This window comes from Pseudomonas tensinigenes (assembly GCF_014268445.2).
Lineage (GTDB): Bacteria > Pseudomonadota > Gammaproteobacteria > Pseudomonadales > Pseudomonadaceae > Aquipseudomonas > Aquipseudomonas tensinigenes.
Map to the genome: position 1 here is coordinate 1,551,814 of NZ_CP077089.1, position 24,031 is coordinate 1,575,844.

24 protein-coding genes are annotated in these 24,031 nt (G+C 56.7%); 19 read left to right on the plus strand and 5 right to left on the minus strand.

Annotated elements, in window-relative coordinates; genetic code table 11:
• Positions 1–219: 219 nt before the first annotated feature.
• From pyrG to ispD, 5 genes are all read left to right on the plus strand, one after another.
• Entirely contained in the window at positions 220–1,851 is a 1,632-nt protein-coding gene (gene pyrG / locus HU718_RS06715) for a CTP synthase (RefSeq protein ID WP_186612498.1), read from the plus strand.
• A gap of 5 nt (positions 1,852–1,856) precedes the next feature.
• Positions 1,857–2,702, plus strand: coding sequence for a 3-deoxy-8-phosphooctulonate synthase (gene kdsA, locus HU718_RS06720; RefSeq protein WP_007908840.1), 846 nt, complete (start codon positions 1,857–1,859; stop codon positions 2,700–2,702).
• 157 nt (positions 2,703–2,859) lie between these two features.
• Complete coding sequence (gene eno / locus HU718_RS06725; protein ID WP_007908839.1) at positions 2,860–4,149, plus strand: phosphopyruvate hydratase; 1,290 nt, start codon at positions 2,860–2,862, stop codon at positions 4,147–4,149.
• A gap of 171 nt (positions 4,150–4,320) precedes the next feature.
• Positions 4,321–4,599 (plus strand): cell division protein FtsB, encoded by a 279-nt coding sequence (ftsB, locus tag HU718_RS06730; protein ID WP_007908838.1) that lies wholly within the window; start codon positions 4,321–4,323, stop codon positions 4,597–4,599.
• A complete protein-coding gene (gene ispD / locus HU718_RS06735; RefSeq protein ID WP_186612500.1) occupies positions 4,596–5,303 on the plus strand; it encodes a 2-C-methyl-D-erythritol 4-phosphate cytidylyltransferase in 708 nt (235 codons plus the stop codon). Before ftsB ends, ispD begins: the two co-directional genes overlap by 4 nt.
• A 144-nt stretch (positions 5,304–5,447) precedes the next feature.
• Here ispD and HU718_RS06740 read toward each other — a convergent pair whose 3' ends face one another.
• Entirely contained in the window at positions 5,448–6,344 is an 897-nt protein-coding gene (locus HU718_RS06740) for a LysR family transcriptional regulator (protein WP_150706086.1), read from the minus strand.
• A gap of 118 nt (positions 6,345–6,462) precedes the next feature.
• On the opposite strand from HU718_RS06740, the gene HU718_RS06745 reads away from it, so the two are divergent.
• From HU718_RS06745 to rpoS, 8 genes are all read left to right on the plus strand, one after another.
• Positions 6,463–7,575 carry an S-(hydroxymethyl)glutathione dehydrogenase/class III alcohol dehydrogenase gene (locus HU718_RS06745; protein ID WP_008081726.1) on the plus strand — a complete coding sequence of 371 codons (1,113 nt, stop codon included), beginning with the start codon at positions 6,463–6,465 and terminating at the stop codon, positions 7,573–7,575.
• A gap of 95 nt (positions 7,576–7,670) precedes the next feature.
• Positions 7,671–8,516, plus strand: coding sequence for an S-formylglutathione hydrolase (gene fghA / locus HU718_RS06750; RefSeq protein ID WP_110720135.1), 846 nt, complete (start codon positions 7,671–7,673; stop codon positions 8,514–8,516).
• 44 nt (positions 8,517–8,560) lie between these two features.
• Entirely contained in the window at positions 8,561–9,034 is a 474-nt protein-coding gene (gene ispF, locus HU718_RS06755) for a 2-C-methyl-D-erythritol 2,4-cyclodiphosphate synthase (RefSeq protein WP_034149878.1), read from the plus strand.
• On the plus strand, positions 9,031–10,089 hold the full coding sequence (gene truD / locus HU718_RS06760; protein ID WP_150792487.1) for a tRNA pseudouridine(13) synthase TruD: 1,059 nt from the start codon (positions 9,031–9,033) through the stop codon (positions 10,087–10,089). The genes ispF and truD overlap by 4 nt, the downstream gene beginning before the upstream one ends.
• Positions 10,077–10,826 (plus strand): 5'/3'-nucleotidase SurE, encoded by a 750-nt coding sequence (gene surE / locus HU718_RS06765; protein WP_007908831.1) that lies wholly within the window; start codon positions 10,077–10,079, stop codon positions 10,824–10,826. The genes truD and surE overlap by 13 nt, the downstream gene beginning before the upstream one ends.
• Before the next feature lie 41 nt (positions 10,827–10,867).
• Positions 10,868–11,503 (plus strand): protein-L-isoaspartate(D-aspartate) O-methyltransferase, encoded by a 636-nt coding sequence (locus HU718_RS06770; RefSeq protein ID WP_172828219.1) that lies wholly within the window; start codon positions 10,868–10,870, stop codon positions 11,501–11,503.
• 212 nt (positions 11,504–11,715) lie between these two features.
• On the plus strand, positions 11,716–12,585 hold the full coding sequence (locus tag HU718_RS06775; RefSeq protein WP_095119278.1) for a peptidoglycan DD-metalloendopeptidase family protein: 870 nt from the start codon (positions 11,716–11,718) through the stop codon (positions 12,583–12,585).
• Between the two features lie 106 nt (positions 12,586–12,691).
• Complete coding sequence (gene rpoS, locus HU718_RS06780) at positions 12,692–13,702, plus strand: RNA polymerase sigma factor RpoS (protein ID WP_038357938.1); 1,011 nt, start codon at positions 12,692–12,694, stop codon at positions 13,700–13,702.
• A gap of 525 nt (positions 13,703–14,227) precedes the next feature.
• Here rpoS and fdxA read toward each other — a convergent pair.
• The 4 genes from fdxA to HU718_RS06800 all read right to left on the minus strand — a co-directional run bounded on the left by fdxA (position 14,228) and on the right by HU718_RS06800 (position 19,713).
• Positions 14,228–14,551 carry a ferredoxin FdxA gene (fdxA, locus tag HU718_RS06785; RefSeq protein ID WP_007908827.1) on the minus strand — a complete coding sequence of 108 codons (324 nt, stop codon included), beginning with the start codon at positions 14,549–14,551 and terminating at the stop codon, positions 14,228–14,230.
• Between the two features lie 163 nt (positions 14,552–14,714).
• The gene (gene mutS / locus HU718_RS06790; RefSeq protein WP_186612502.1) at positions 14,715–17,285 is read right to left on the minus strand and encodes a DNA mismatch repair protein MutS; all 2,571 of its coding nucleotides are present in this window, start codon (positions 17,283–17,285) and stop codon (positions 14,715–14,717) included.
• A gap of 498 nt (positions 17,286–17,783) precedes the next feature.
• Complete coding sequence (locus HU718_RS06795; RefSeq protein ID WP_186612504.1) at positions 17,784–18,296, minus strand: phytanoyl-CoA dioxygenase family protein; 513 nt, start codon at positions 18,294–18,296, stop codon at positions 17,784–17,786.
• A gap of 295 nt (positions 18,297–18,591) precedes the next feature.
• Positions 18,592–19,713 carry a glycosyltransferase family 2 protein gene (locus tag HU718_RS06800; RefSeq protein ID WP_224795084.1) on the minus strand — a complete coding sequence of 374 codons (1,122 nt, stop codon included), beginning with the start codon at positions 19,711–19,713 and terminating at the stop codon, positions 18,592–18,594.
• Positions 19,714–19,942: 229 nt separating this feature from the next.
• Here HU718_RS06800 and HU718_RS06805 point away from each other — a divergent pair, with 229 nt between their 5' ends.
• The 6 genes from HU718_RS06805 (at position 19,943) to HU718_RS06830 (ending at position 24,031) form a co-directional block, all read left to right on the plus strand.
• Complete coding sequence (locus HU718_RS06805; RefSeq protein WP_186612506.1) at positions 19,943–20,482, plus strand: hypothetical protein; 540 nt, start codon at positions 19,943–19,945, stop codon at positions 20,480–20,482.
• A 181-nt stretch (positions 20,483–20,663) separates the two neighbouring features.
• A complete protein-coding gene (locus tag HU718_RS06810) occupies positions 20,664–21,398 on the plus strand; it encodes an XRE family transcriptional regulator (RefSeq protein ID WP_064393160.1) in 735 nt (244 codons plus the stop codon).
• Positions 21,399–21,910: 512 nt separating this feature from the next.
• Entirely contained in the window at positions 21,911–22,312 is a 402-nt protein-coding gene (locus HU718_RS06815; RefSeq protein ID WP_150706090.1) for a tail fiber assembly protein, read from the plus strand.
• Positions 22,313–22,414: 102 nt separating this feature from the next.
• The gene (locus HU718_RS06820) at positions 22,415–22,990 is read left to right on the plus strand and encodes a DUF642 domain-containing protein (protein ID WP_102902623.1); all 576 of its coding nucleotides are present in this window, start codon (positions 22,415–22,417) and stop codon (positions 22,988–22,990) included.
• 110 nt (positions 22,991–23,100) lie between these two features.
• Positions 23,101–23,439, plus strand: a complete 339-nt coding sequence (locus tag HU718_RS06825) for a phage holin family protein (protein ID WP_102902624.1) — start codon at positions 23,101–23,103, stop codon at positions 23,437–23,439.
• A 70-nt stretch (positions 23,440–23,509) separates the two neighbouring features.
• The gene (locus HU718_RS06830; RefSeq protein WP_150729649.1) at positions 23,510–24,031 is read left to right on the plus strand and encodes a hypothetical protein; all 522 of its coding nucleotides are present in this window, start codon (positions 23,510–23,512) and stop codon (positions 24,029–24,031) included.

Sequence of the window (24,031 nt, forward strand, 5' to 3'; positions counted from 1 at the left end):
CTGAATTGCAGGAGTTGCCGATTACCAAGCAGTCTTTGCTGGGCGATTCCAAAAAATGTGTAGCGAGCAACGTACCGGTGTTTCACCTGCCGGTCTGTCCCAACGCGGCGGTTTTTTTGAAAGGTGCACTGTGATTAATGCAGGTGATCGGGGGCTTCGGCCTTCCTTCGCTTTCCCCGGCGGCTCGTACCGCTTTAACGCAGACTTCTAGGGTTTTTCATGACGCGCTACATATTCGTCACGGGCGGTGTTGTTTCTTCATTGGGGAAAGGCATTGCATCGGCTTCATTGGCGGCCATCCTGGAGGCGCGGGGACTTAAGGTCACCATGCTGAAGCTGGACCCGTACATCAACGTCGACCCGGGCACCATGAGCCCGTTCCAGCACGGTGAAGTGTTCGTCACCCACGACGGCGCCGAGACCGACCTGGACCTGGGCCACTACGAGCGGTTCATCCGCACGACCATGACCCAGAACAACAACTTCACCACTGGCCGTGTCTACGAGCATGTGCTGCGCAAAGAGCGCCGTGGTGACTACCTGGGTGCAACCATCCAGGTGATCCCGCACATCACCGACGAAATCAAGCGCCGCATCATCAAGGGTGCCGGTGACGCTGACGTGGCGATGGTTGAAATCGGTGGCACCGTCGGTGACATCGAGTCGCAACCGTTCCTCGAAGCCATCCGTCAACTCCGTTTCGAAGTCGGCGCCAAGCGCGCGATGCTGATGCACCTGACGCTGGTGCCGTACATCGCCACCGCTGGTGAAACCAAAACCAAGCCAACCCAGCACTCGGTAAAAGAGCTGCGTTCGATCGGCCTGCAGCCAGACGTGCTGGTGTGCCGTTCCGATCACCCGATCGACATATCGTCGCGTCGCAAGATCGCTCAGTTCACCAACGTTGAAGAACGTGCGGTGATCGCGCTGGAAGACGCCGACACCATCTACAAGATCCCGGGCATCCTGCACTCGCAGGGTCTGGACGATTTCGTCGTTGAGCGTTTCGGTCTGCAATGCGGCAGCGCTGATCTGTCCGAGTGGGAAGCGGTGGTTGACGCCAAGCTGAACCCGGAACACGAAGTGACCATCGCCATGGTCGGCAAGTACATGGAGCTGCTCGACGCCTACAAGTCGCTGATCGAAGCGATGAGTCACGCCGGCATCAGCAACCGCACCAAGGTCAATCTGCGTTACATCGATTCCGAAGACATCGAAAACCAGGGCACTGCGCTGCTCGAAGGTGTCGACGCGATTCTCGTACCGGGCGGCTTCGGTCTGCGCGGCGTGGAAGGCAAGATCACTGCCGTTCAGTACGCTCGTGAGAACAAGGTTCCGTACCTGGGTATCTGCCTGGGCATGCAAGTGGCGGTCATCGAGTTCGCTCGTAATGTCATGGGCTGGAAAGACGCCAACTCCACCGAGTTCGACCGCGCCAGCGGCCATCCGGTTGTGGGTCTGATCACCGAGTGGGAAGACGCAACCGGCGCAGTCGAAGTGCGTACCGAAAGCTCCGATCTGGGCGGCACCATGCGTCTCGGCGCTCAGGAATGCCTGCTCGAAGCCGGCTCCAAGGTGCATGATTGCTACGCCAAGGACGTGATCGTTGAACGTCACCGTCACCGTTACGAAGTGAACAACAACCTGCTGCCGCAAATCATCGAAGCCGGGCTGAAAATCTCCGGTCGCTCCGCTGACGCAGCACTGGTTGAAGTGGTTGAAGCAGCGGATCATCCATGGTTCGTCGCTTGCCAGTTCCACCCTGAGTTCACCTCGACACCACGTGATGGCCATCCGCTGTTCAGCGGTTTTGTCAAAGCAGCATTGGCTCAACACCAGAAGAAGGCGTAACCCCGATGGCACAGAAGATCATCCGCGTCGGCGACATCGAGATTGCCAACGACAAACCCATGGTGCTGTTCGGTGGCATGAACGTGCTGGAAAGCCGCGACATGGCCATGCAGGTTTGCGAGGAGTATGTGAAGGTCACCGAGAAACTCGGTATCCCTTACGTGTTCAAGGCCAGTTTCGACAAGGCCAACCGTTCTTCTGTGACCTCCTATCGTGGTCCTGGCCTGGAAGAGGGCATGCGCATCTTCCAGGACATCAAACAAGCCTTCGGCGTACCGATCATCACCGACGTCCACGAGCCTGAGCAGGCCGCGGTCGTCGCTGAGGTCTGCGACATTATCCAGCTGCCGGCCTTCCTGTCGCGCCAGACCGATCTGGTCGTCGCGATGGCCAAGACCAATGCAGTGATCAACATCAAGAAAGCCCAGTTCCTCGCGCCTCAGGAAATGAAACACATCCTGAACAAGTGCGTGGAAGCGGGTAACGATCAATTGATCCTCTGCGAGCGTGGTTCGAGCTTCGGCTACAACAACCTCGTGGTCGACATGCTCGGCTTCGGCATCATGAAGCAGTTCGAGTACCCGGTATTCTTCGACGTGACCCATGCGCTGCAAATGCCGGGTGGTCGTGCCGACTCCGCTGGCGGTCGCCGCGCACAGGTTCTGGATCTGGCCAAGGCCGGCATGAGCCAGTCGCTGGCGGGTCTGTTCCTCGAAGCGCATCCGGACCCGGACAACGCCAAATGCGACGGCCCTTGCGCCTTGCGTCTGGACAAACTGGAGCCATTCCTGGCCCAGCTCAAAGCTCTGGACGAACTGGTGAAGAGTTTTCCGACGGTAGAAACCGCGTAACACTCAATTCTCCGGTAAAGTACCGCACGATTTGTCGCTCATGCCCTCGGGCATGAGCGTTATCGTCTGCAAGTCTGCCCGCTGCACACCCCTTGCCGACGGTAAAAAGATTTCCTCTAGCTGCGTCGTTTTCGTCAACTTTGGAGTGTTTACAACAATGGCAAAAATCGTCGACATCAAAGGTCGTGAAGTTCTCGACTCCCGTGGCAATCCCACCGTGGAAGCGGACGTGCTTCTCGACAACGGCATCATCGGCAGCGCTTGCGCGCCGTCCGGTGCATCCACTGGCTCGCGTGAAGCGCTCGAGCTGCGTGATGGCGACAAGAGCCGTTACCTGGGCAAGGGCGTGCTCAAAGCGGTAGCCAACATCAACGGTCCGATCCGCGATCTGCTGCTGGGCACCGACCCAAGCGACCAGAAAGCCCTGGATCACGCGATGATCAAGCTCGACGGTACCGAAAACAAAGCGACCCTGGGCGCCAACGCCATCCTCGCCGTGTCCCTGGCTGCGGCCAAGGCTGCTGCACAGGATCAGGACCTGCCGCTGTACGCACACATCGCCAACCTCAACGGCACTCCGGGTGTCTACTCGATGCCGGTGCCGATGATGAACATCATCAACGGTGGCGAGCACGCCGATAACAACGTCGACATCCAGGAGTTCATGGTGCAGCCGGTTGGCGCCAAGTCGTTCTCGGAAGGTCTGCGCATGGGCACCGAGATTTTCCATCACTTGAAAGCCGTGCTGAAGGCCCGTGGCCTGAGCACTGCCGTTGGCGACGAAGGCGGTTTCGCACCGAACCTGGCGTCCAACGAAGACGCGCTGAAAGTGATCTCGGAAGCTGTGGCCAATGCCGGTTACAAGCTGGGCACCGACGTGACCCTGGCGCTGGACTGCGCGGCCAGCGAATTCTACGAAGACGGCAAGTACAACCTGTCCGGCGAAGGCCAGGTGTTCACCGCTGAAGGTTTCGCTGATTACCTGAAAGGTCTGACCGAACGTTATCCGATCATCTCGATCGAAGACGGTCTGGACGAGTCCGACTGGGCTGGCTGGAAGATCCTCACCGACAAGATCGGCGAGAAGGTTCAATTGGTAGGCGACGACCTGTTCGTGACCAACACCAAGATCCTGAAAGAGGGCATCGATAAAAACATCGCCAACTCGATCCTGATCAAGTTCAACCAGATCGGCACCCTGACCGAAACCCTGGAAGCCATCCAGATGGCCAAGGCTGCCGGTTACACCGCAGTGATCTCGCACCGTTCGGGCGAAACCGAAGATTCGACCATTGCCGACCTGGCCGTGGGCACCTCGGCTGGCCAGATCAAGACCGGTTCGCTGTGCCGTTCCGACCGCGTTTCCAAGTACAACCAACTGCTGCGTATCGAAGAGCAGTTGAATGGCAAGGCCAAGTACAACGGTCGCAGCGAATTCCGCGGCTAAGTACAAATCGATGGAAGGACACCGGATTGTGTCGAAAAAGTCGTGACAGCGATGGATTTGCCACTAATCTGATGCCTTAACAGCACAAGCCTGGGTCTTCCAGGCTTCGTGCTATCAGATGCTTCAAAGTTTTGGCGTGGCTGTCTTTTTTCACTGGATACCTGATATTCGATGCGCAGTCCTTACTGGTTGTTTCTCGTTTTGCTCTTGCTACTGGCCGGTCTGCAGTACCGCCTGTGGGTGGGCAATGGCAGTCTGGCGCAGGTCGCCGAGCTGAATCAGCAGATTGCTGATCAACACGCCGAGAACGAAGGTTTGCTGGAGCGCAACCGAGTGATGGACGCTGAAGTCAGCGAGTTGAAAAAGGGCATGGAGACCGTTGAAGAACGGGCTCGTCACGAACTGGGCATGGTCAAGGACGGCGAAACCCTTTACCAGTTGGCCCAATGATCAATTCCCTGCCGGCCTTCTGGGCCGTGATTCCTGCCGCGGGCGTCGGTGCCCGAATGGCCGCGGACCGTCCCAAGCAATATCTGCAACTGGGCGGGCGCACAATTCTCGAACACAGCCTCGGCTGTTTCCTTGATCACCCAAGCCTTAAAGGGCTGGTGGTCAGTCTTGCTGTTGATGATCCTTATTGGCCGAACCTGGCGTGCGTCAGCGATCCGCGCATTCAGCGGGTTGAAGGCGGGGCCGAGCGTTCTGGTTCGGTGCTCAATGCCTTGCTGCATTTGCATGCGCAGGGTGCCGATGATGAGGATTGGGTGCTGGTGCACGATGCGGCACGGCCGAATCTGAGTCGCGAAGATCTCGACAAGTTACTCGATGAACTGGCGGATGATCCGGTCGGCGGTTTGCTCGCCGTCCCTGCGCGCGACACGTTGAAGCGCGTCGATAAGCATGGGCGCGTTGTGGAAACCGTGGATCGTAGTGTGATCTGGCAAGCCTATACGCCGCAGATGTTTCGCCTCGGCGCGTTGCATCGGGCGTTGGCGGACAGCCTTGTCGCGGATGCCGTGATTACTGACGAAGCTTCGGCGATGGAGTGGGCTGGCCTGGCGCCGCGACTGATTGAAGGGCGGGCGGATAACCTCAAGGTCACCCGGCCTGAAGATCTCGAATGGTTGCGTCAGCGTTGGGCTAACCGCCGCTGAGTGCAGTGGTGCTTGTCAGATTGCCTTCGCGAGCAGGCTCGCTCCCACATTTGATTTGTGCCAGCCACACGTTTCGCATCCACTGAAAATCCCCTGTGGGAGCGAGCCTGCTCGCGAAAGCGATAGTTCAGGCAATCCCATCGCTCAACTCCGATATTCGGGCCGCTCAGCCAACCCTTCCTTGAGAAAATCCACCAACTTGCGCACCTTCGGCGACAAATGCCGCTGCTGCGGGTACAACGCCCACACCGCCGTATTCGGCGGCTGATGCGCCTCCAGCAACGAAATCAGTGCACCACTGTGCAGATGCTCCAGCACGTAATAATCCGGCAACTGACACAACCCCACTCCCTGCAACGCCGCATCCAGCACCGCCTGCCCGCTGTTGCAGCGCCAGTTGCCCTGCACGCGCTGGGAAAACTCGCGCCCGTTTTGCTCAAGCTGCCAGATGTCCGAGCTGCCGATCAGGCAATTGTGCCGACTCAATTCCGACAGACTGTGTGGGCGGCCGTACCGCTCAACGTAGGACGGTGACGCGCAGAGATACATTCGCCGTGGCGCCAGGCGTGTCGCGACCAACCGCGAGTCCTGCAAACGCCCCAGACGAATCGCCAGGTCCAGCCCTTCATGCACCAGATCGAGCTGGCGATTGCTCAGTTCGATATCGATGCGCAGCTGCGGATACAGCCCCATGAAACGCGTGACCAGCGGCACGATAAAGCGCTCGCCATACGCGACGGCACAGGTCATGCGCAACATGCCTTTCGGTTCGCTGGTCAGATCGCCAACCGCACGCAGTGCTTCCTCACGACCATCCTGCAAGCGTTGGCAATGTTGCAGGAATGTCTGTCCGGCCTCAGTCAGCGTCACCCGGCGGGTGCTTCGATAGAGCAGGCGCGTCTGTAAACGCTCCTCCAACCGTACGATTTGTCGACTGACGTGCGAGGACGAAACCCCAAGACGTTCGGCAGCGGCAGTGAACTGGCTGCATTCAGCAACGGCGACGAACTCGTCGATGCCTTCCCAGCGGTTTTCGGACATCGGGATTATCCCTGTGTGGCAATAATGTTTTGCTTTTGTCCGGATTATTCATCGTAAAGCTGTGTATTACACTCCTTGTCTGGTTTTTTTTATTCAATGCATTCACTGGAGAGTCAGCATGATCAAGTCGCGCGCCGCCGTTGCCTTCGAGGCCAAGAAGCCGCTGGAAATCGTAGAAGTCGACGTCGCCATGCCCAAGGCCGGTGAAGTCCTGCTGCGCGTGGTGGCTTCCGGGGTTTGCCACACCGACGCCTACACCCTGTCCGGTGCTGATCCGGAAGGCATCTTCCCGTCGATCCTCGGTCACGAAGGCGGCGCCATCGTTGAAGCCATCGGCGAAGGCGTGACCTCGGTTGCCGTGGGCGATCACGTCATTCCGCTGTACACCCCGGAATGCGGCCAGTGCAAATTCTGCAAATCGGGCAAGACCAATCTGTGTCAGGCAATTCGCGCAACGCAAGGCAAAGGCTTGATGCCGGACGGCACTTCGCGCTTTTCCTACAAGGGCGAAACGATTTTCCACTACATGGGTACGTCGACGTTCTCGGAATACACCGTGTTGCCGGAAATCTCCGTGGCCAAGATCTCCAAGGATGCGCCACTGGAAAAAGTCTGCCTGCTGGGCTGCGGCGTCACCACCGGTATCGGTGCCGTGCTCAACACCGCCAAGGTCAAACCGGGTGACACCGTGGCCATCTTTGGTCTGGGCGGCATCGGTCTGTCGGCAGTGATCGGAGCGGTGAAAGCCAAGGCTGCGCGCATCATCGCCATTGACATCAACCCGGCCAAGTTCGAGATCGCCAAACAACTGGGCGCAACCGACTGCGTGAACCCGAAAGATTTCGATCGTCCGATCCAGGAAGTGATCGTCGACATGACCGATGGCGGCGTGGACTTCTCCTTCGAATGCATCGGCAACGTGCAACTGATGCGCGCAGCGCTTGAGTGCTGCCACAAAGGTTGGGGCGAGTCGGTGATTATCGGCGTTGCCGGTGCCGGTCAGGAAATCTCCACCCGTCCATTCCAGTTGGTCACCGGTCGCGTCTGGCGCGGTTCGGCGTTCGGCGGCGTGCGCGGTCGTACCGAGTTGCCAAGCTACGTCGACATGGCGCAAAGCGGCGAGATCCCGCTGGATACTTTCATCACCCACACCATGGGCCTGGAAGACATCAACAAGGCCTTCGACCTGATGCACGAAGGCAAGAGCATCCGTACCGTCATTCATTTCTAAAAGCAGCCCAAGTTACGAGCTTCAAGCTGCAAGTCAGGCCGCTTTTGCCTTTGCTTGCAGCTCGAAGCTTGCCACTTGCAGCTGGGAGAACCCCCATGAGTCTGGAAAACATCTCCTGTCAGAAAAGTTTCGGCGGTTGGCACAAGCGCTATCGCCATCGCTCCGACGTGCTCGGTTGCGACATGGTGTTTGCCGTGTATCTGCCACCGCAGGCGGAGCAGGGCGGCAAACTGCCGGTGCTGTACTGGCTGTCAGGCCTGACCTGCACCGATGAAAACTTCATGCAGAAGGCTGGCGCGATGCGCATGGCTGCCGAACTGGGTCTGATCATCGTTGCGCCGGACACCAGCCCGCGTGGTCCGGATGTGCCGGGCGATCCGGATGGCGCCTGGGATTTTGGTCTCGGCGCCGGGTTCTATCTGAATGCCACGCAAGAACCTTGGTCGCGCCACTATCGGATGCATGACTATGTCGTGCAGGAATTGCCGTCACTGGTTGAAGCGCATTTCCCAGCGTCAGACAAACGCAGCATCAGCGGACACTCCATGGGTGGCCACGGTGCGTTGGTCTGCGCGTTGCGCAATCCTGGGCGTTACCAATCGGTGTCGGCTTTTTCGCCGATCAACAACCCGATGGATTGCCCGTGGGGGCAAAAGGCGTTCTCCCGCTACTTGGGCGAAGATCGTTCGAAGTGGAAAGAGTGGGATGCCTGCGCGCTGATCGCCGAAGCGGATGAAAAATTGCCGCTGCTGGTTGATCAAGGTGATCGCGACGACTTCCTCGAAAATCAGCTCAAACCCGAAGCCCTGCAACAAGCGGCAAAACAAGCGGGCCATCCGCTGACATTGCGTCTGCAACCGGGCTACGACCACAGCTATTTCTTCATCTCAAGCTTTATAGACGACCACTTGCAGCATCACGCACGCGCCCTGCGCGGTTAATGCAGGTAGAATCACGCCCTGACAAAAATCGGGGCGTTTTTTTTATGCGTATTGGCCACGGCTATGATGTGCACCGTTTCGCTGAAGGCGATTTCATTACTCTGGGCGGCGTGCGCATTGCACACAGCTTCGGGCTGCTCGCTCATTCCGACGGTGACGTCCTGCTGCACGCCTTGAGCGATGCCTTGCTCGGCGCTGCGGCGCTGGGTGATATCGGCAAACACTTCCCGGACACCGACCCGCAATTCAAGGGCGCCGACAGCCGTGCGCTGCTGCGTCATGTGGTCGCGTTGATCCATGCCAAAGGCTGGAAAGTCGGCAACGTCGATAACACCATCGTTGCCCAGGCGCCGAAAATGGCCCCGCATATCGAATCGATGCGCGCGTTGATCGCGGCGGATCTACAAGTTGAGTTGGATCAAGTGAACGTGAAAGCTACCACCACCGAAAAGCTCGGCTTTGTCGGTCGCGAAGAAGGCATTGCCGTGCACTCCGTTGCCTTGTTGCTGCGCGCATGAATGAACTGCAATTGCTCGGCCCGCGGGCCTATGGCGAACCTCTCGGCACTGCGGTACTGAAAGCCATCGCTGAAGATTTTCAGGTGGATGAAGTCCTCGACATCCCGTTCAGCGGCGACGGCGAGCACCTGTGGATCTGGGTGGAAAAACGCGGCCTCAACACTGAAGAGGCCGCACGGCGTATCGCCAAGGCAGCCGGGGTGCCGTTGCGCACCGTCAGCTATGCCGGTCTCAAGGATCGTCAGGCGCTGACCCGCCAGTGGTTCAGCGTGCAATTGCCGGGCAAGGCAGATCCGGATCTGTCAGCGGCGGAAAACGACACGCTGAAGATCCTCAAGACCACCCGCCACAAACGCAAACTGCAACGCGGCGCGCATTCGGCCAATGGTTTCACCTTGCGCCTGACCCAATTCGCCGGCGACAAAGCTGCTATCGAAGAGCGTCTGCAACTGATCGCCAAACAAGGCATACCCAATTATTTCGGCGCCCAGCGTTTCGGCCATGACGGCGGCAACGTCGTTGATGCGCGTGCGTGGGCCGCGCGCAAAGCCTTGCCTGAGCAACGTAATGTGCGTTCGCGCTTGCTCTCGACCGCGCGCAGTTTTCTGTTCAATCAGGTGCTTGCCGCGCGGGTAGCTGATGGCACTTGGCAAAAAGCCCAGGTCGGCGATCTGCTGGCGTTCACCGACAGCCGCAGTTTTTTCCCGGCTGGTGAGGCTGAGTGCAGTGACCCGCGTCTGGCGATTCTTGACCTGCATCCGACCGGTCCGCAGTGGGGCGAAGGTGACTCGCCGACCGCAGGCGCTGTCCATGATCTGGAGCAGGGGATCGCCGCACGCGAGGCGGAGCTGCGCGATTGGTTGGTTCATGCCGGCATGAGCCACGAACGTCGCATCCTGCGGCTGCCCATTGGCGGGTTGACGTGGCATTATCCCCAGCCTGACATTCTGCAACTGGAATTCGTCCTCCCGGCCGGATGCTTCGCCACCGTATTGGTGCGCGAACTCGTTGATCTGGTGCCGGTGGGGCAGACGGACAGCCCATGCGTATTCTGATTTCTAACGACGATGGGGTAACCGCACCCGGTCTCGCCGCGCTTTATGCTGCGCTGGCGGATTACACCGAATGCGTGGTTATCGCCCCGGAGCAGGACAAAAGCGGCGCCAGCAGTTCGCTGACGCTCGACCGTCCGCTGCACCCGCAATACCTGGCCAACGGCTTTATCAGCCTCAATGGCACGCCGACCGATTGCGTTCATCTGGGCCTCAACGGCTTGCTTGAGCGTGAAGCGGACATGGTGGTGTCCGGGATCAATCTCGGCGCCAACCTGGGCGATGATGTGCTGTATTCCGGGACAGTGGCGGCCGCCCTTGAGGGACGTTTTCTCGAGCGCCCGTCGTTCGCTTTTTCGCTGGTTTCGCGGCAGGTGGACAATCTGCCGACAGCGGCATACTTTGCGCGCAAACTGGTCGAGGCCCACGCCGGGCTGGATCTGCCGCCGCGCACGGTGCTCAACGTGAACATTCCCAATCTGCCGATCGACCATATTCGCGGTATTCAGTTGACCCGCCTCGGCCACCGCGCCAGAGCGGCAGCGCCGATGAAAGTGGTCGATCCGCGTGGCAAGGCCGGTTACTGGATTGCTGCAGCCGGCGACGCCGAAGACGGCGGCCCGGGCACGGACTTCCATGCGGTGATGCAGGGCTACGTTTCCATCACCCCGTTGCAGCTCGATCGCACCTTTAACGATGCGTTCAGAAGCCTCGACGGCTGGCTGGAGGGATTGCGCTGATGGCCCGTGAACATGAAGACCGCCTGCGCAGCGGTATCGGCATGACCTCTCAGCGCACCCGTGAGCGTCTGATCCAGCGCCTCTACGAAGAAGGTGTGTCCAACGCCAAGGTGCTGGAAGTGATTCGGCGCACGCCGCGTCACCTGTTCGTCGATGAAGCGCTTGCCCATCGCGCCTATGAAGACACGGCGCTGCCGATCGGCAATAACCAGACGATATCCCAGCCTTATATGGTGGCACGCATGAGCGAGCTGCTGTTGGAGGCGGGGCCACTTGATAAGGTATTGGAAATCGGTACCGGTTCGGGTTACCAGACAGCCGTGTTGTCGCAACTGGTCGAGCGAGTGTTCTCGGTCGAGCGGATCAAGGTGCTGCAGGACCGCGCCAAGGAACGCCTGGTTGAACTGAATCTGCGCAACGTGGTGTTCCGTTGGGGCGATGGTTGGGAAGGCTGGCCGGCGCTGGCGCCTTATAACGGCATCATCGTCACCGCCGTGGCCACGGATGTACCGCAAGCCTTGCTTGATCAGTTGGCTCCGGGAGGCCGCATGGTGATTCCGGTCGGCTCTGGAGAGGTGCAGCAATTGATGCTGATCGTGCGTGAAGAAAACGGCTTCTCCCGCCATGTTTTGGGTGCAGTGCGTTTCGTGCCTTTGCTCAACGGGCCGCTGGCCTGAGCATTTGTTCAAGGGTGCTGAATTCCTTTCGTTCGCTTGTGTCTTACATCGGCGGTGATGGTTTAAACGCAGCAGACTGTCCACTTGCAAACGTGTGCGCGAAGCGATTTCGCTTCATTAAAGGTAAAGCCGATCCGGCCCGTTATACTGGCGACACCTCATGCCGGAATTCGGCATTTCACATTTTTCAGCCACCACAAAGGGAGCGGCGGGTGAGTCTCACAGTCATTGCGCAGCGTATGGGTAACACGAGCTTTCAGCGCCTGGTGACTGGCCTTGTCTTGAGCACCTTGCTGGTCGGTTGCTCCAGCACCAAATCGAGCAATGTCCGGGTAGTTGATCGCAACAACGCGGTGGCCCAGCGTCCTACCGTGACAACCGGACAATATGTAGTCCGTCCCGGCGATACGATGTTTTCGATCGCGTTTCGCTATGGTTGGGACTACAAAGCCCTCGCGGCCCGGAACAATATTCCTACGCCGTATACGATCCATCCGGGTCAGACAATTCGCTTTGATGGCCGCACCGGTTCAACGCCGACGGCGGTGGTGAGCAACAGCAGTTCTTCGCCTTCTTCGTCGAGCAAAACCACGGTAATCCGGCGCCAGGCAAATGGCACGACTACCACTACAACCACCGGTTCTACTGGGGCTGTACCGTCCGTCGCGAACAAACCGGCACCTGCGCCACTGCCTCCGGCAGGCCCGGCCCCGACCGGCTGGGGGTGGCCATCTAATGGCATTCTGATTGGAAAATTCTCTTCAAACGGTAGTTTGAATAAAGGAATTGATATCGCCGGGGATTTGGGACAGCCTGTTTTAGCTGCGTCTGATGGGACGGTGGTATACGCCGGGAGTGGCTTAAGGGGCTACGGCGAATTAGTCATCATCAAACACAGCGAAACCTACGTCAGTGCCTACGGCCATAACCGCAGGCTGTTGGTTCGGGAGGGACAGCAGGTCAAGGTCGGACAGACAATTGCCGAAATGGGGTCAACGGGTACGGACCGGGTGAAACTGCATTTTGAGATTCGCCGCCAAGGTAAACCTGTAGATCCGCTGCAGTTCCTGCCAAGACGTTGATTTGTAAGCCAGCCTGTTCCGTCGCGTAGAGGGGACAGGCTCCAGCGCTGCCAAGGATAAAGGCGTCGCTTGAGCTTGGGGTCGAACTCACCAAAGGACTATAACAATGGCTCTCAGTAAAGAAGTGCCGGAGTTTGACATCGACGATGAGGTTCTCCTTATGGAGACCGGCATCGATTCGGAATCTTCGATGTCGAATGATGAAGGGGCTGCTCCACCTTCCGTTCGTTCCAAATCCAAACACTCCGCTTCACTTAAACAACATAAGTACATCGACTACACGCGGGCACTTGATGCCACGCAGTTGTATCTCAACGAAATCGGCTTTTCCCCATTGCTCTCTCCCGAGGAAGAAGTACATTTTGCGCGATTGTCGCAAAGTGGCGATCCGGCCGGGCGCAAGCGCATGATTGAAAGTAACCTGCGGCTGGTGGTCAAAATCGCCCGGCGTTACGTCAATCGGGGGCTGTCGCTGCTGGATCTGATCGAAGAGGGCAACCTCGGGCTGATCCGCGCGGTGGAAAAGTTCGATCCCGAGCGCGGCTTCCGCTTCTCGACCTACGCAACCTGGTGGATTCGTCAGACCATCGAACGCGCAATCATGAATCAGACCCGGACCATCCGGTTGCCGATTCACGTGGTCAAAGAGTTGAATGTGTACCTGCGGGCCGCACGGGAGCTGACGCAAAAGCTCGACCACGAACCTTCACCCGAAGAAATTGCCAACCTGCTGGAAAAACCGGTGGGTGAGGTCAAGCGCATGCTGGGCCTGAACGAACGGGTTTCTTCGGTCGACGTCTCGCTGGGTCCGGATTCGGATAAAACCCTGCTGGACACCCTTACCGATGATCGTCCGACCGATCCGTGCGAACTGCTGCAGGATGACGACCTGTCGCAGAGCATTGATCAATGGCTGTCTGAGCTGACCGACAAGCAGCGCGAGGTGGTTGTGCGCCGCTTCGGTCTGCGCGGTCACGAGAGCAGCACGCTGGAAGACGTAGGCCTGGAGATCGGTCTGACCCGGGAACGGGTACGGCAGATCCAGGTAGAAGGCCTCAAACGCCTTCGTGAAATCCTCGAGAAGAATGGCCTGTCGAGCGAGTCGCTGTTTCAGTAAGCGCCTCACACGCCCGCCCGCAAAAAGCCCCGACTGGTTCGGGGCTTTTTGTTGACCCGGATTTGTTGGCTATCCCACATCCCTGTTTATTGCCGGACGTACGGTTGGCAATTCCATCGTTTGTAGTCTCGCGGTGTAAGCCTTGGCTTACTCTTTCGTAGGTGTTCACTATTTTTACAAGACGGCAGACGTCGATTATCCTCGGCGTGATTATTTAACTTATTGATTTATATATTTATTTTTTAATGTGAAGTGCTTATTACAGCGCTTTTGCGGTATCAGGGCCGATTGCTCTCGCCGGGGAATTCTCTAGTATCCGTGTTGTGTCGACGGACAGACACGCCCTTCAAGGATGAGGGGAATGGACATCGCAGGACGCGATTCATCAGGACGATGAAAAGGAATACAGGGAATAGGGAAAAAATGTGGGCGGGTCATACCGCCCCTTTTTTTGCCTGCAAAAAAGCACAGCGCTGAAAAGCAAAAAGGCCCGCAAGGGGCCTTTTCATTCGAGCGCGGGGCAAATCAGCGTTCGAGGTCTTTGATCTTGCCTTTGACGCCATCCCACTCTTCGGCATCCGGCAGCGATTCTTTCTTCTCGGTGATGTTTGGCCAGATTTCAGCCAGCTCAACGTTGAGTTGAATGAACTCCTGCATCTCTTCCGGAACTTCGTCCTCGGAGAAGATGGCTACAGCCGGGCATTCCGGTTCGCACAGGGCGCAGTCGATGCACTCATCCGGGTGAATCACCAGGAAATTCGGGCCTTCGTAAAAGCAGTCCACCGGACAGACTTCTACGCAGTCGGTGTACTTGCACTTGATGCAGTTGTCGGTGACGACGAAGGTCATTTCTAATTTTCTCCTCAGGCGGCGGCAGCGTTGCCCCTTCACGGTTGGGGTCGCCAGGTTCGGGAGCGATACCTGCTGGCCAGGCTATTAGCCAGCAGCATCCCAAACCGCGCGAGATTCTAACAGCTTGAAGCCGTTTGCGTTATATCCGCTTCTTCAGTGCTTATATCCGGTTCTTCAGTGCATAGAGCATTTCGAGCGCACGACGCGGAGTCAGGTCATCCAGATCCAGTTTAGCCAGCTCATCGAGTACCGGATGCGGCAGGCTGGCGAACATGTCGCTTTGCTGTGGCGTCGCCGGTTTGCCCTTGGCCGCAGGTTTCGGCGCTTCATGCGGCAAAGCGGTTTCTTCCAGTCGGCTCAGGTGCTCGCGGGCACGCACGATCACTTCGCTCGGCACACCGGCCAATTGCGCCACTGCCAGGCCATAGCTCTGGCTGGCCGGGCCGGGCAGCACGTGGTGCAGGAACACGATGCGTTCGTTGTGCTCGGTGGCGTTCAAGTGGACGTTGGCCACCAATGGCTCGGCTTCGGGCAACACGGTCAGTTCGAAGTAGTGCGTAGCGAACAGCGTATAGGCGCGCAAATGAGCCAGACGCTCCGCCGCCGCCCATGCCAGCGACAGCCCGTCGAAGGTGCTGGTGCCACGGCCAACTTCGTCCATCAACACCAGGCTGCGCTCGGTGGCGTTGTGCAGGATGTTGGCGGTTTCGCTCATTTCGACCATGAAGGTCGAACGGCCGCCCGCGAGGTCATCGCTGGAGCCAATGCGGGTGAAGATACGGTCCACAAGCGACAGTTCGCAACTGGCCGCCGGTACGAAGCTGCCGATATGCGCCAGGAGCACGATCAGTGCGGTTTGGCGCATGTAGGTGGATTTACCACCCATGTTCGGGCCGGTGATCACCAGCATGCGCGTGTTGTCATCGAGGCTCAGGTCGTTGGCCACGAACGGCGTGGTCAGCACTTGCTCGACCACCGGGTGACGACCCTGGGTGATACGCATGCACGGCTCGCTGACGAAGCGCGGGCAGTTCAGGTCGAGGTTCAGCGCACGCTCGGCGAGGTTGCTCAACACGTCGAGTTCGGCCAGCGCACCGGCGGTGTCCTGCAGCGGTGGCAACTGGCTGATCAGGTCTTCCAGCAGCGCTTCGTAGAGCATCTTCTCGCGCGCCAGGGCGCGGCTCTTGGCAGAGAGGGCCTTGTCTTCGAACTCTTTCAGCTCAGGCGTGATGAAGCGCTCGGCGCCTTTCAGCGTCTGGCGGCGGATGTAATCCGCCGGCGCCGATTCGGCCTGCTTGCTTGGCAGCTCGATGAAGTAGCCGTGAATGCGGTTGTAGCCGACTTTCAGATGGCTAAGACCGGTACGGGCCTTCTCGCGGGCTTCGAGATCGATGAGGAACTGGCCGGCGTTCTCGCTCAGCGATTGCAGCTCGTCGAGTTCACTGTCGTAACCGGTTTTCAGCACGCCGCCGTCACGGATCACCGCTGGCGGGTTGTCGATGATGGCTTTTTCCAGCAGTGCCGCCAGATCCGGGTAGGTGCTGGTGATGGTCGCCAGACCTTGCAAGTGCGGCGCTTCCAGATCGGTCATTGCCACTTGCAGTTCAGGCAGTGCGCCAAGGGCGTCGCGCAGGCGGGCAAGGTCACGAGGACGCGCGTTGCGCAGGCCGATCCGCGCCAGAATCCGCTCGATGTCGCCGATTTCCTTGAGCTGCGGTTGCAGTTTTTCGAACCGGTAGCGATCGAGCAGGCAAGTGATCGAGGTCTGACGCGCCAGCAGCACGGTCAGATCGCGCAGCGGACGGTTCAGCCAACGGGTCAGCAAACGGCTGCCCATGGCGGTCTGGCAACGGTCGACCACCGATTGCAAGGTATTGTCGCGGCCACCGGCCAGATTGGTGTCCAGTTCAAGATTGCGGCGGCTGGCACCGTCCAGCACCACAGTGTCATCCAAGCGTTCGTGGCGCAGGCTGCGCAGGTGGGGCAGGGCAGTACGCTGGGTTTCCTTGGCATACGCCAACAGGCAACCGGCAGCGCCGATGGCCAGGGTCAGGTTCTCGCAACCAAAGCCCTTCAGGTCTTGGGTGGAGAACTGCTGGCAAAGGCTTTTCAGTGCTGAATCACGCTCGAAATCCCACGGCGCACGACGACTGACGCCACGGCGTTTTTCCGCTGGCAGATCCCTTGGCCAGTCATCCGGGATCAGCAATTCAACCGGATTGATCCGCTCCAGTTCCGCGAGCAGGTTCTCCCAACCTTTGATTTCCGACACGCTGAAGCTGCCGCTGGTGATGTCCAGCACGGCCAGACCGAACAGACGCTCATCACCCAGCAGCGCAGCGATCAAGTTGTCGCGGCGCTCGTCTAGCAGCGCCTCATCACTGACCGTACCCGGCGTGAGGATGCGCACGACCTGACGCTCAACCGGGCCTTTGCTGGTCGCCGGGTCACCAACCTGCTCGCAGATCACCACCGATTCGCCAAGCTTGACCAGTTTCGCCAGATAGCCTTCCGCCGCGTGGTAAGGAATGCCACACATCGGAATCGCCTGCCCAGCCGACTGTCCGCGCGCGGTCAGAGTGATGTCGAGCAACTTGGCCGCCTTCTTCGCGTCTTCGTAGAAGATCTCGTAGAAGTCGCCCATGCGGTAGAACATCAACTGGTCCGGGTGCTGATTCTTCAGGCGCCAGTACTGCTGCATCATTGGAGTGTGGTTTGAAAGATCGGTCATACGTGGGATTCAGCTCTGCCTGTATATTTGACAACTCACATCTGCCTAATACTACAGGGATTTTTTCGGCATTGTTGGCAGCAGGCCAATGCTGACTTTGGGCCGACGGAGTTTAGATCGTGTCATTGTGGCGTCAGGATGCTTGCAGAGCTTCTGCGCGTTGTAACCAGCGGCTCGTCTGTAGTCCTTGCTGTAAACGCACGATATCTACTTACGGGCAGAATACAGGGTGCAAGCATGTCGATGAGGCACACCAATACAGCATATGTCGCGTTGATACCTTCGAGTGGTAGGTTTTAAACTCACGCTTAGGTATTTCAGCCGCCTGCGAAAGAGGTGGTTTTCGTATTAATTGGTGGTGTTCAAATCGCCGGGATCCGGATGTTTCAAGGAAGCGTGAATGCATTTGCTGAAAGGCGTGGCACCTTTCAGCAGTAGAGTGATTTGCTGGATATATCAATGGTGCAATGCTCTGTCTTCAATTGGTTGAAGAGGGCGTTATATTTTTGGTCTTTTATTGAGAAAGTCAGATATCGTCTTAGGCTCGCTGTATCTGAAGCCAAGAAGTTTTTTTTCTTCTTCCGACAGTTGGTCTGGATCAACATTGTCAGGTAAGTTTATTTGCTGCTTGAAAAAAGGAATTGTGTATGCGTGGTTGACGCCTCGTCGTGCGACATTTGTTGAGTTGAAACCTCCGGCATGAAAAAGCATGCAGTCCAAAACAATCAAATCGCCAGCATTTGCTTCCACTTGTATCGCATTTTTCTTTATGTAGTCCAGTGAAGGGGATTTACTGGATTTGTGCGATGCCGGTAGAACAAATGTTGCGCCGTTAGCCTTTGTAAAGTTGTCAACACAAAATATTGCATTGATTGCAATCGGACTGCTTGATGTGAAGTGTTGATAAGGCAGATCTCTGTGCCATGCACCTTGGTTATAGTTTTTTTGTGGTGGATTTATAATGCTGTTTTGCTGGTTTAATATGACTTGGCCAAGTATTGGTTTTCCCACGAGAGATAGAAATTTCTAGTTTGTTGCAATCTGCATGAATGACTTTGGGCCGTGAGTTAACGGTGCGCGCACGGTGTTTAATTCATCGATAGATGCTAATGTGTCCAATCCATATTTTTCGATGCACTGAGTGTGATTGGAGTCAAAGTCCATTTGGAAACTGGTGAGTGCGTCAGCACTAATCCCTGAAGGGATAACGGCATACCCCAAAGAGCGCACTTGTTCCGCAGCCAAGTCAAGAAAGTTGTCTGCGGATTTTTTAAGCAGGATCCCATAGCTTTGCGTGGGTATGTGGCTATGCATCTTCGGTCCCTGATTTGTGAATGGACTTTATGATGGTATAAGGCCGCTGCTTTATTTCCGTGAATATTTTTGATATGTAGATTCCCTGAATGCCAAGAAAGAAGATAATAAAACCGGAAAAAAGCCAGATCGAGGCAACTATTGAAGTGTAACCACTGGGAACTGTCGAGTGTGTCAGGTACTGGAGTGTCAATAAAAGTATGAACGCCAGCGCTGTCATCGAGATGATGAGTCCTGAGTAAAAGGTGAATACCAGAGGGGCACTGCTGAATGCAGTCACCGCGTTAACCAAATGACTGATTTTTCTTCGAAGTGAATAAGTTGTGGGGCTTGTGGCGTGTTTTGTTATTTCAATCGGCGATTGTTTGAATCCGGTAATCACCCAGATTCCACCAATATTCAGTTCGCGTTCTTTATGCATAAGCAGCGCATCGACATATCGACGTGACATTAGGCGTGCTGTAACTATATTGTCTGGCTGATCTATGCCTGTGAGCGCTCTGAACAATCGATAGTATAGGTTGCCAGAAATTTTCTCAACTAGACCGCCTTTTCGCTTGCCTTGTGTTCCGTAAACGACGTCCAGGTCACTGTCGCTGTGAATGGCTTCAGCAAATGTGCTGAGCCATTCAGGCTCCTCTTCTAAGTCGCTGTCAACTAAAAATACATGTTCACCACTTGAGTGTGCTAGACCCGTCATCATTGCTTTGTGGTGTCCGAAGTTTCGCGATAAATCGATTACGGTGACGTGCTTGTCTATTTTTGCTATTTCTATAGCAATTTTTACGCTGTCATCAGGGGAGCCGTCATTTACAAAGATTATTTCGTAACTGGTTCCAGCGTACTTCTCCGCCGTTATCTTTGATCTTCGGTAAAACTCATCAATATATTCTTCTGATTGATACAAAGTTGATACTATTGAGAGCTTCATTTTGTGGAATACTCGAAATGGAAAAAATCTTGGGCGCGGAGCATTCTCGAAGTATACCGGCGTAGCTTGGTTGGGCCATAGCTTGATTAAGATTTTGCCCGATTGAGCCAATGACACCACCACTCCATTGGGGCGAGGTGTGCGAGTGGTGAGAAGCTTGTCATCCGCACTGGAGACCCTCATGGACGTTTTACCACCCGGCTCGATTCCGCAATTGATGTACCTCAAAGAACGGTTATCTGGGTTGAAGCCAGGAAAATTCATTGAGATTGGCGCAGGCGCAGGTCATGTCTCTCATCTACTTCTGTCACTTGGGTGGCACGGCAGAGCTTATGACTTGTCCACGACAACGGCAGAGACGTAGCGTAGACGTTTCGCTGACCAAATTGCCGATGGCAGTTACGATGTTGTCGTGGGTGATTGGTTGATGGCACCGATCGAGCCATGTGACCTCGTGATTTCATGCATGGTCATGGAGCACTTCGATGATGAGGGACAGCGTTCTTTTATATGCCACGGTCGTAATTGTCTCACTGCGGATGGGACACTGATTGCTATCGTTCCGGGTTCTCCTGCCCATTGGGGGATTGAGGACGAAATAGCTGGTCACTACCGCCGATACAGTCGGGAGGCGGCGATTAGCGTCTTCGGTAAAGAAGGCATGGATGTTGTTCACCTTGCCGGGCTAACGTATCCGGTCTCTAATATCTTGTTTCCCCTGTCAAACTTCATTGTGAAACGCAGTGAATCCAGAAAGCTCTCGCTGAGCATGGTTGATCGGACCAAACAGTCTGGTATCCGTGGTGTTCCCATGAAAACCACCTTTCCCAAGTTCCTCGGCTTGCTTTTGAATGAAAAGGTAATGTATCCGCTGCACATTATTCAAAAAGCCTTCGGGCAATCTGAAAGGGCAATGGTCTTGTATTGCGAGACTAAGCGCTCACAGGTCTAACACGAGTCTGCCCGTGTTTTCGTGCTTCGAGGTGGTGACGCACTGACCACAAGACTGCAGAGGCTCCGCGGGCCCCTGCATAGCGGTGGATAAACGCCATGTGCAATAAATATGTGATTTATGCACGATTTATGCAATTCAGCATTTGTCTTCGTTAAAAACTTCAAGCACTATGCGCGTTATGCAAAAACGCAACGTAGCCTCCGTCTTAAGAGCACTGCTCGACCAGCACGGGATCTCCCCCACGGAGCTCCACCGTCGCACCGGCGTGCCTCAATCCACTCTCTCGCGGATTCTCAGCGGGAAGATCGTCGATCCCTCGGATAAACATATCTCGAAGATCGCCGAGTACTTCGCCGTGAGCACCGATCAATTGCGCGGGCGCGCGGATGTCACGCCGTCGGCCGGTGCCGTGCGTGATGACGTGCACGCGGAACTCAAGGACATAATGCTGTGGGACGACGATACGCCTGTCGATGATGACGAAGTATCGGTGCCGTTCCTTCGCGAGGTTGAATTGGCTGCTGGATCAGGAAGATTCGTCATCGAAGAGAGCGAGCGCTCTAGCCTGCGCTTCGGCAAGCGCAGCCTGCGTCATAACGGTGTGCAGTTCGACCAGGCCAAATGCGTGACGGTGCGCGGCAACAGCATGTTGCCGGTGTTGCGTGATGGCGCCACCGTCGGCGTCAACGCCGGCAAGTGCGGCATCGGCGACATCATTGATGGCGACCTGTACGCAATCAATCACAATGGCCAGTTGCGTGTGAAGCAACTCTACCGCTTGCCTACCGGCATTCGTCTGCGCAGCTTCAATCGCGATGAACACCCGGACGAGGACTACAGCTTCCAGGAAATCCAGGAAGAGCAGATCGTCATTCTCGGTCACGTCTTCTGGTGGGGCATGTACGCCCGCTAACCCGACCCTTTTCAGATAAACCCGTCCATTGGCGGGTTTTTTTTCGCCTTGATGAAACCGCCAAACCCTTGCGTTGCGGGGCTTTCATGCATCTGCGCATTTCTCATGCATAAATAAATGCATTTACGCATTGACTGGATATGCATACATGCATATCCTTGCCACCAAGCCGCTCGACAAAGCGGCTGGCAAGAAAGCTCTTTAGTTCCACAAGAACAGGCAGCGATGAACCGGCCTCAACGGTTCAGAGGGTTGGCAACTGACCCGGGTGTGCAGCGTAAAGCACCAGAAGCAGTTATCCGGCGGGCAGGGACCGCGGTCGGAAAAACAATTTGAATGGACTCGTACCGCGCCAGTAGCGCCGAAAAGTCAGCTTCCTTCTTGAACACAGGATTGGAAGGAAGGCGAAGGAGCGCATTACTGAAAAGCCCGGGGTGCAAGCGCCGGGCTTTTTGGAATGCCTGCCTGATCAAACACGACATGCATTGAAAAACACACATCAAGGAATGCACATGAATCTTTATGCACTGGTTGAATACAACAGAGTGGTCCAACTGAAAGAGAGCGAAATCGCTCCTGAAGCACCGGCTTCGCCAGCCTCCGTCTGGGTTGATGTCACCGGCTCGGATGTTCGAGTGGGGTGGGGAGCCACATTCAACGGAATCTGGACCTTTTCTCCACCGACCGAGGAAGAGTTGCGAAATGAAGCCGAGCAGCAGAAATGGCAACTGCTGAATACGGCCGCCAACTGGCTGTTGATGAACTCGTTGCAGTTCAAGGTTGATCTGGCCATGGCCACGGCAGAAGAGCAGGCCCGGCTGCTGGCTCACAAACAGTACTGCATCGCTCTCAGCGACATCGATAAACAGTCGGGTTACCCGGCAAACATCATGTGGCCGGTCGCTCCTTACTGAGGCATCAAGTCTGCCGTGAAAGCAGACCCATCGTGCAGTCTGGTTCCTTGAGCCAGAAGACCCAAACCAATTCCGAAATTTATCAGGGATGAAAAACAAACCATGTTGAACAATAAAATCGCTGCGCTGTTCACGACTTTTGTACTGCTCGGCACAGGTACAAACGCACTGGCTGCCAATCTGTTGGTGAACGGCAGTTTCGAGCAATCAACCTGCGGCGCAGGCTGCATTCTGGACACTCCCGCAAAAGCCAACGCCATCACAGGCTGGACGACATTTCTGTCTGGTGCCGAATATTTCAACATGCCCAATGCGATTGGCGGCTCTGTTGCAGCAGATGGCGTGATGATCGTTGACTTGGCCAACTACGTGTACGGCAACGGCGGTGGAATACAGCAGAACTTCGCCACGACCGTGGGCGCCAAATACCGGGTGACCTTCAGTGCGGGCAATTCGCGGTTTGCCAGTCGCTCGGGCGACGGCATCATCCAGATGAAAGTGGCAGGACAAACCGCGACCTTCAACACGCCGACCGCCAAAGGCGTTGCAGTTGAATGGGCCACCCTGACCTACGATTTCACCGCAACCACGCCGCAGACAACGCTGGCGTTTTCCAACGAGCAGAACCCGTACGCCAACTTTGCCTTCATTGATGACGTCATTGTCGAGCGTTTGTAACGCCTGTAGACGGGGAGCGTTGGTTTTACTCAAACGTGAGAGAGATGACCTCGATGCATCGGGTCTGCTCACAATTTCTTGGTTCCTCAACGCTACCCCGGAGGCGTGACATGACAAATGAGCAACAAGCCCTGGCCGACATGCCGATCTGGCTGGTCATCCTCCTTGCCGTCGTTGGCGGGGTGTCCGGCGAAATGTGGCGCGCCGACAAGGAGGGCGCTCGCGGCTGGTCATTGCTGCGGCGCCTGGCCCTGCGCTCGGGCGCCTGCATGATCTGCGGCGTGTCGGCGATCATGCTGCTGTATGCCGCTGGCATGTCGATCTGGGCGGCTGGCGCATTCGGTTGCCTGACCGCGATGGCCGGCGCCGACGTCGCCATCGGGTTGTACGAACGCTGGGCCGCCAAGCGCATCGGCGTCTGCGACATCCCGCCTCGCGACCACCCTTAACCTCAGTACTTCTCCGTGCCGCCATTTTGGCGGCAGGGCTGCGCGTGGACGATTGAAAAGGAGGTCATGTATGCCCACACCGATCCAGCAGCCGTCGCAACTGTTTACAGCCATCGCGACGACACTGCGCAACACTACCGGACTCAACCTCAGCGTCGGCAATCATGATGATTTCACTGCACCGGGCGATCAGGCCTGGGTGCTGATCGACTTCGACCGCAATGGACCGGGAGTGCGTGCCGCTGACGGGCGAATTGCTCATGTCATGACGGTTTCCCTGCAAGTCATCCCGGCTCTTGCCGCCAGCGCATTTTCAGCATGCGATCTGATCGCGGTGCTGAAAAACCTGATTACTGACAACTGCTGGAACCTGCCCGGCGATCAATGCGATCTGCCGATGAATATTGATGGTCTGCCGTCGCTGCTGGTCCGCGCTGACCAGCCATACAAGACCTGGACCCTGACGTTCGATCAGACCCTCTACCTCGGCCCGACCTTGTTCGACGACCCGCTGGGTACGCCGAAATTCGCTCGCACCTGGGAAGTCAGCAATATCGACGACCCCGACCAATACACCGCGCTGGAGGCCTGA

What these genes read in the sequence shown, in the direction of transcription:
- HU718_RS06810 (WP_064393160.1), top strand. Translation starts at nt 20,664, where the DNA reads ATGCAAAAACGCAACGTAGCCTCCGTCTTAAGAGCACTGCTCGACCAG.
- rpoS (WP_038357938.1), top strand. Translation starts at nt 12,692, where the DNA reads ATGGCTCTCAGTAAAGAAGTGCCGGAGTTTGACATCGACGATGAGGTT.
- mutS (WP_186612502.1), bottom strand. Translation starts at nt 17,285, where the DNA reads ATGACCGATCTTTCAAACCACACTCCAATGATGCAGCAGTACTGGCGC.
- HU718_RS06825 (WP_102902624.1), top strand. Translation starts at nt 23,101, where the DNA reads ATGACAAATGAGCAACAAGCCCTGGCCGACATGCCGATCTGGCTGGTC.
- HU718_RS06815 (WP_150706090.1), top strand. Translation starts at nt 21,911, where the DNA reads ATGAATCTTTATGCACTGGTTGAATACAACAGAGTGGTCCAACTGAAA.
- fdxA (WP_007908827.1), bottom strand. Translation starts at nt 14,551, where the DNA reads ATGACCTTCGTCGTCACCGACAACTGCATCAAGTGCAAGTACACCGAC.
- ispD (WP_186612500.1), top strand. Translation starts at nt 4,596, where the DNA reads ATGATCAATTCCCTGCCGGCCTTCTGGGCCGTGATTCCTGCCGCGGGC.
- HU718_RS06800 (WP_224795084.1), bottom strand. Translation starts at nt 19,713, where the DNA reads ATGAGGGTCTCCAGTGCGGATGACAAGCTTCTCACCACTCGCACACCT.
- kdsA (WP_007908840.1), top strand. Translation starts at nt 1,857, where the DNA reads ATGGCACAGAAGATCATCCGCGTCGGCGACATCGAGATTGCCAACGAC.
- HU718_RS06770 (WP_172828219.1), top strand. Translation starts at nt 10,868, where the DNA reads ATGACCTCTCAGCGCACCCGTGAGCGTCTGATCCAGCGCCTCTACGAA.
- surE (WP_007908831.1), top strand. Translation starts at nt 10,077, where the DNA reads ATGCGTATTCTGATTTCTAACGACGATGGGGTAACCGCACCCGGTCTC.
- pyrG (WP_186612498.1), top strand. Translation starts at nt 220, where the DNA reads ATGACGCGCTACATATTCGTCACGGGCGGTGTTGTTTCTTCATTGGGG.
- HU718_RS06745 (WP_008081726.1), top strand. Translation starts at nt 6,463, where the DNA reads ATGATCAAGTCGCGCGCCGCCGTTGCCTTCGAGGCCAAGAAGCCGCTG.
- truD (WP_150792487.1), top strand. Translation starts at nt 9,031, where the DNA reads ATGAATGAACTGCAATTGCTCGGCCCGCGGGCCTATGGCGAACCTCTC.
- ftsB (WP_007908838.1), top strand. Translation starts at nt 4,321, where the DNA reads ATGCGCAGTCCTTACTGGTTGTTTCTCGTTTTGCTCTTGCTACTGGCC.
- eno (WP_007908839.1), top strand. Translation starts at nt 2,860, where the DNA reads ATGGCAAAAATCGTCGACATCAAAGGTCGTGAAGTTCTCGACTCCCGT.
- ispF (WP_034149878.1), top strand. Translation starts at nt 8,561, where the DNA reads ATGCGTATTGGCCACGGCTATGATGTGCACCGTTTCGCTGAAGGCGAT.
- HU718_RS06830 (WP_150729649.1), top strand. Translation starts at nt 23,510, where the DNA reads ATGCCCACACCGATCCAGCAGCCGTCGCAACTGTTTACAGCCATCGCG.
- HU718_RS06740 (WP_150706086.1), bottom strand. Translation starts at nt 6,344, where the DNA reads ATGTCCGAAAACCGCTGGGAAGGCATCGACGAGTTCGTCGCCGTTGCT.
- fghA (WP_110720135.1), top strand. Translation starts at nt 7,671, where the DNA reads ATGAGTCTGGAAAACATCTCCTGTCAGAAAAGTTTCGGCGGTTGGCAC.
- HU718_RS06820 (WP_102902623.1), top strand. Translation starts at nt 22,415, where the DNA reads ATGTTGAACAATAAAATCGCTGCGCTGTTCACGACTTTTGTACTGCTC.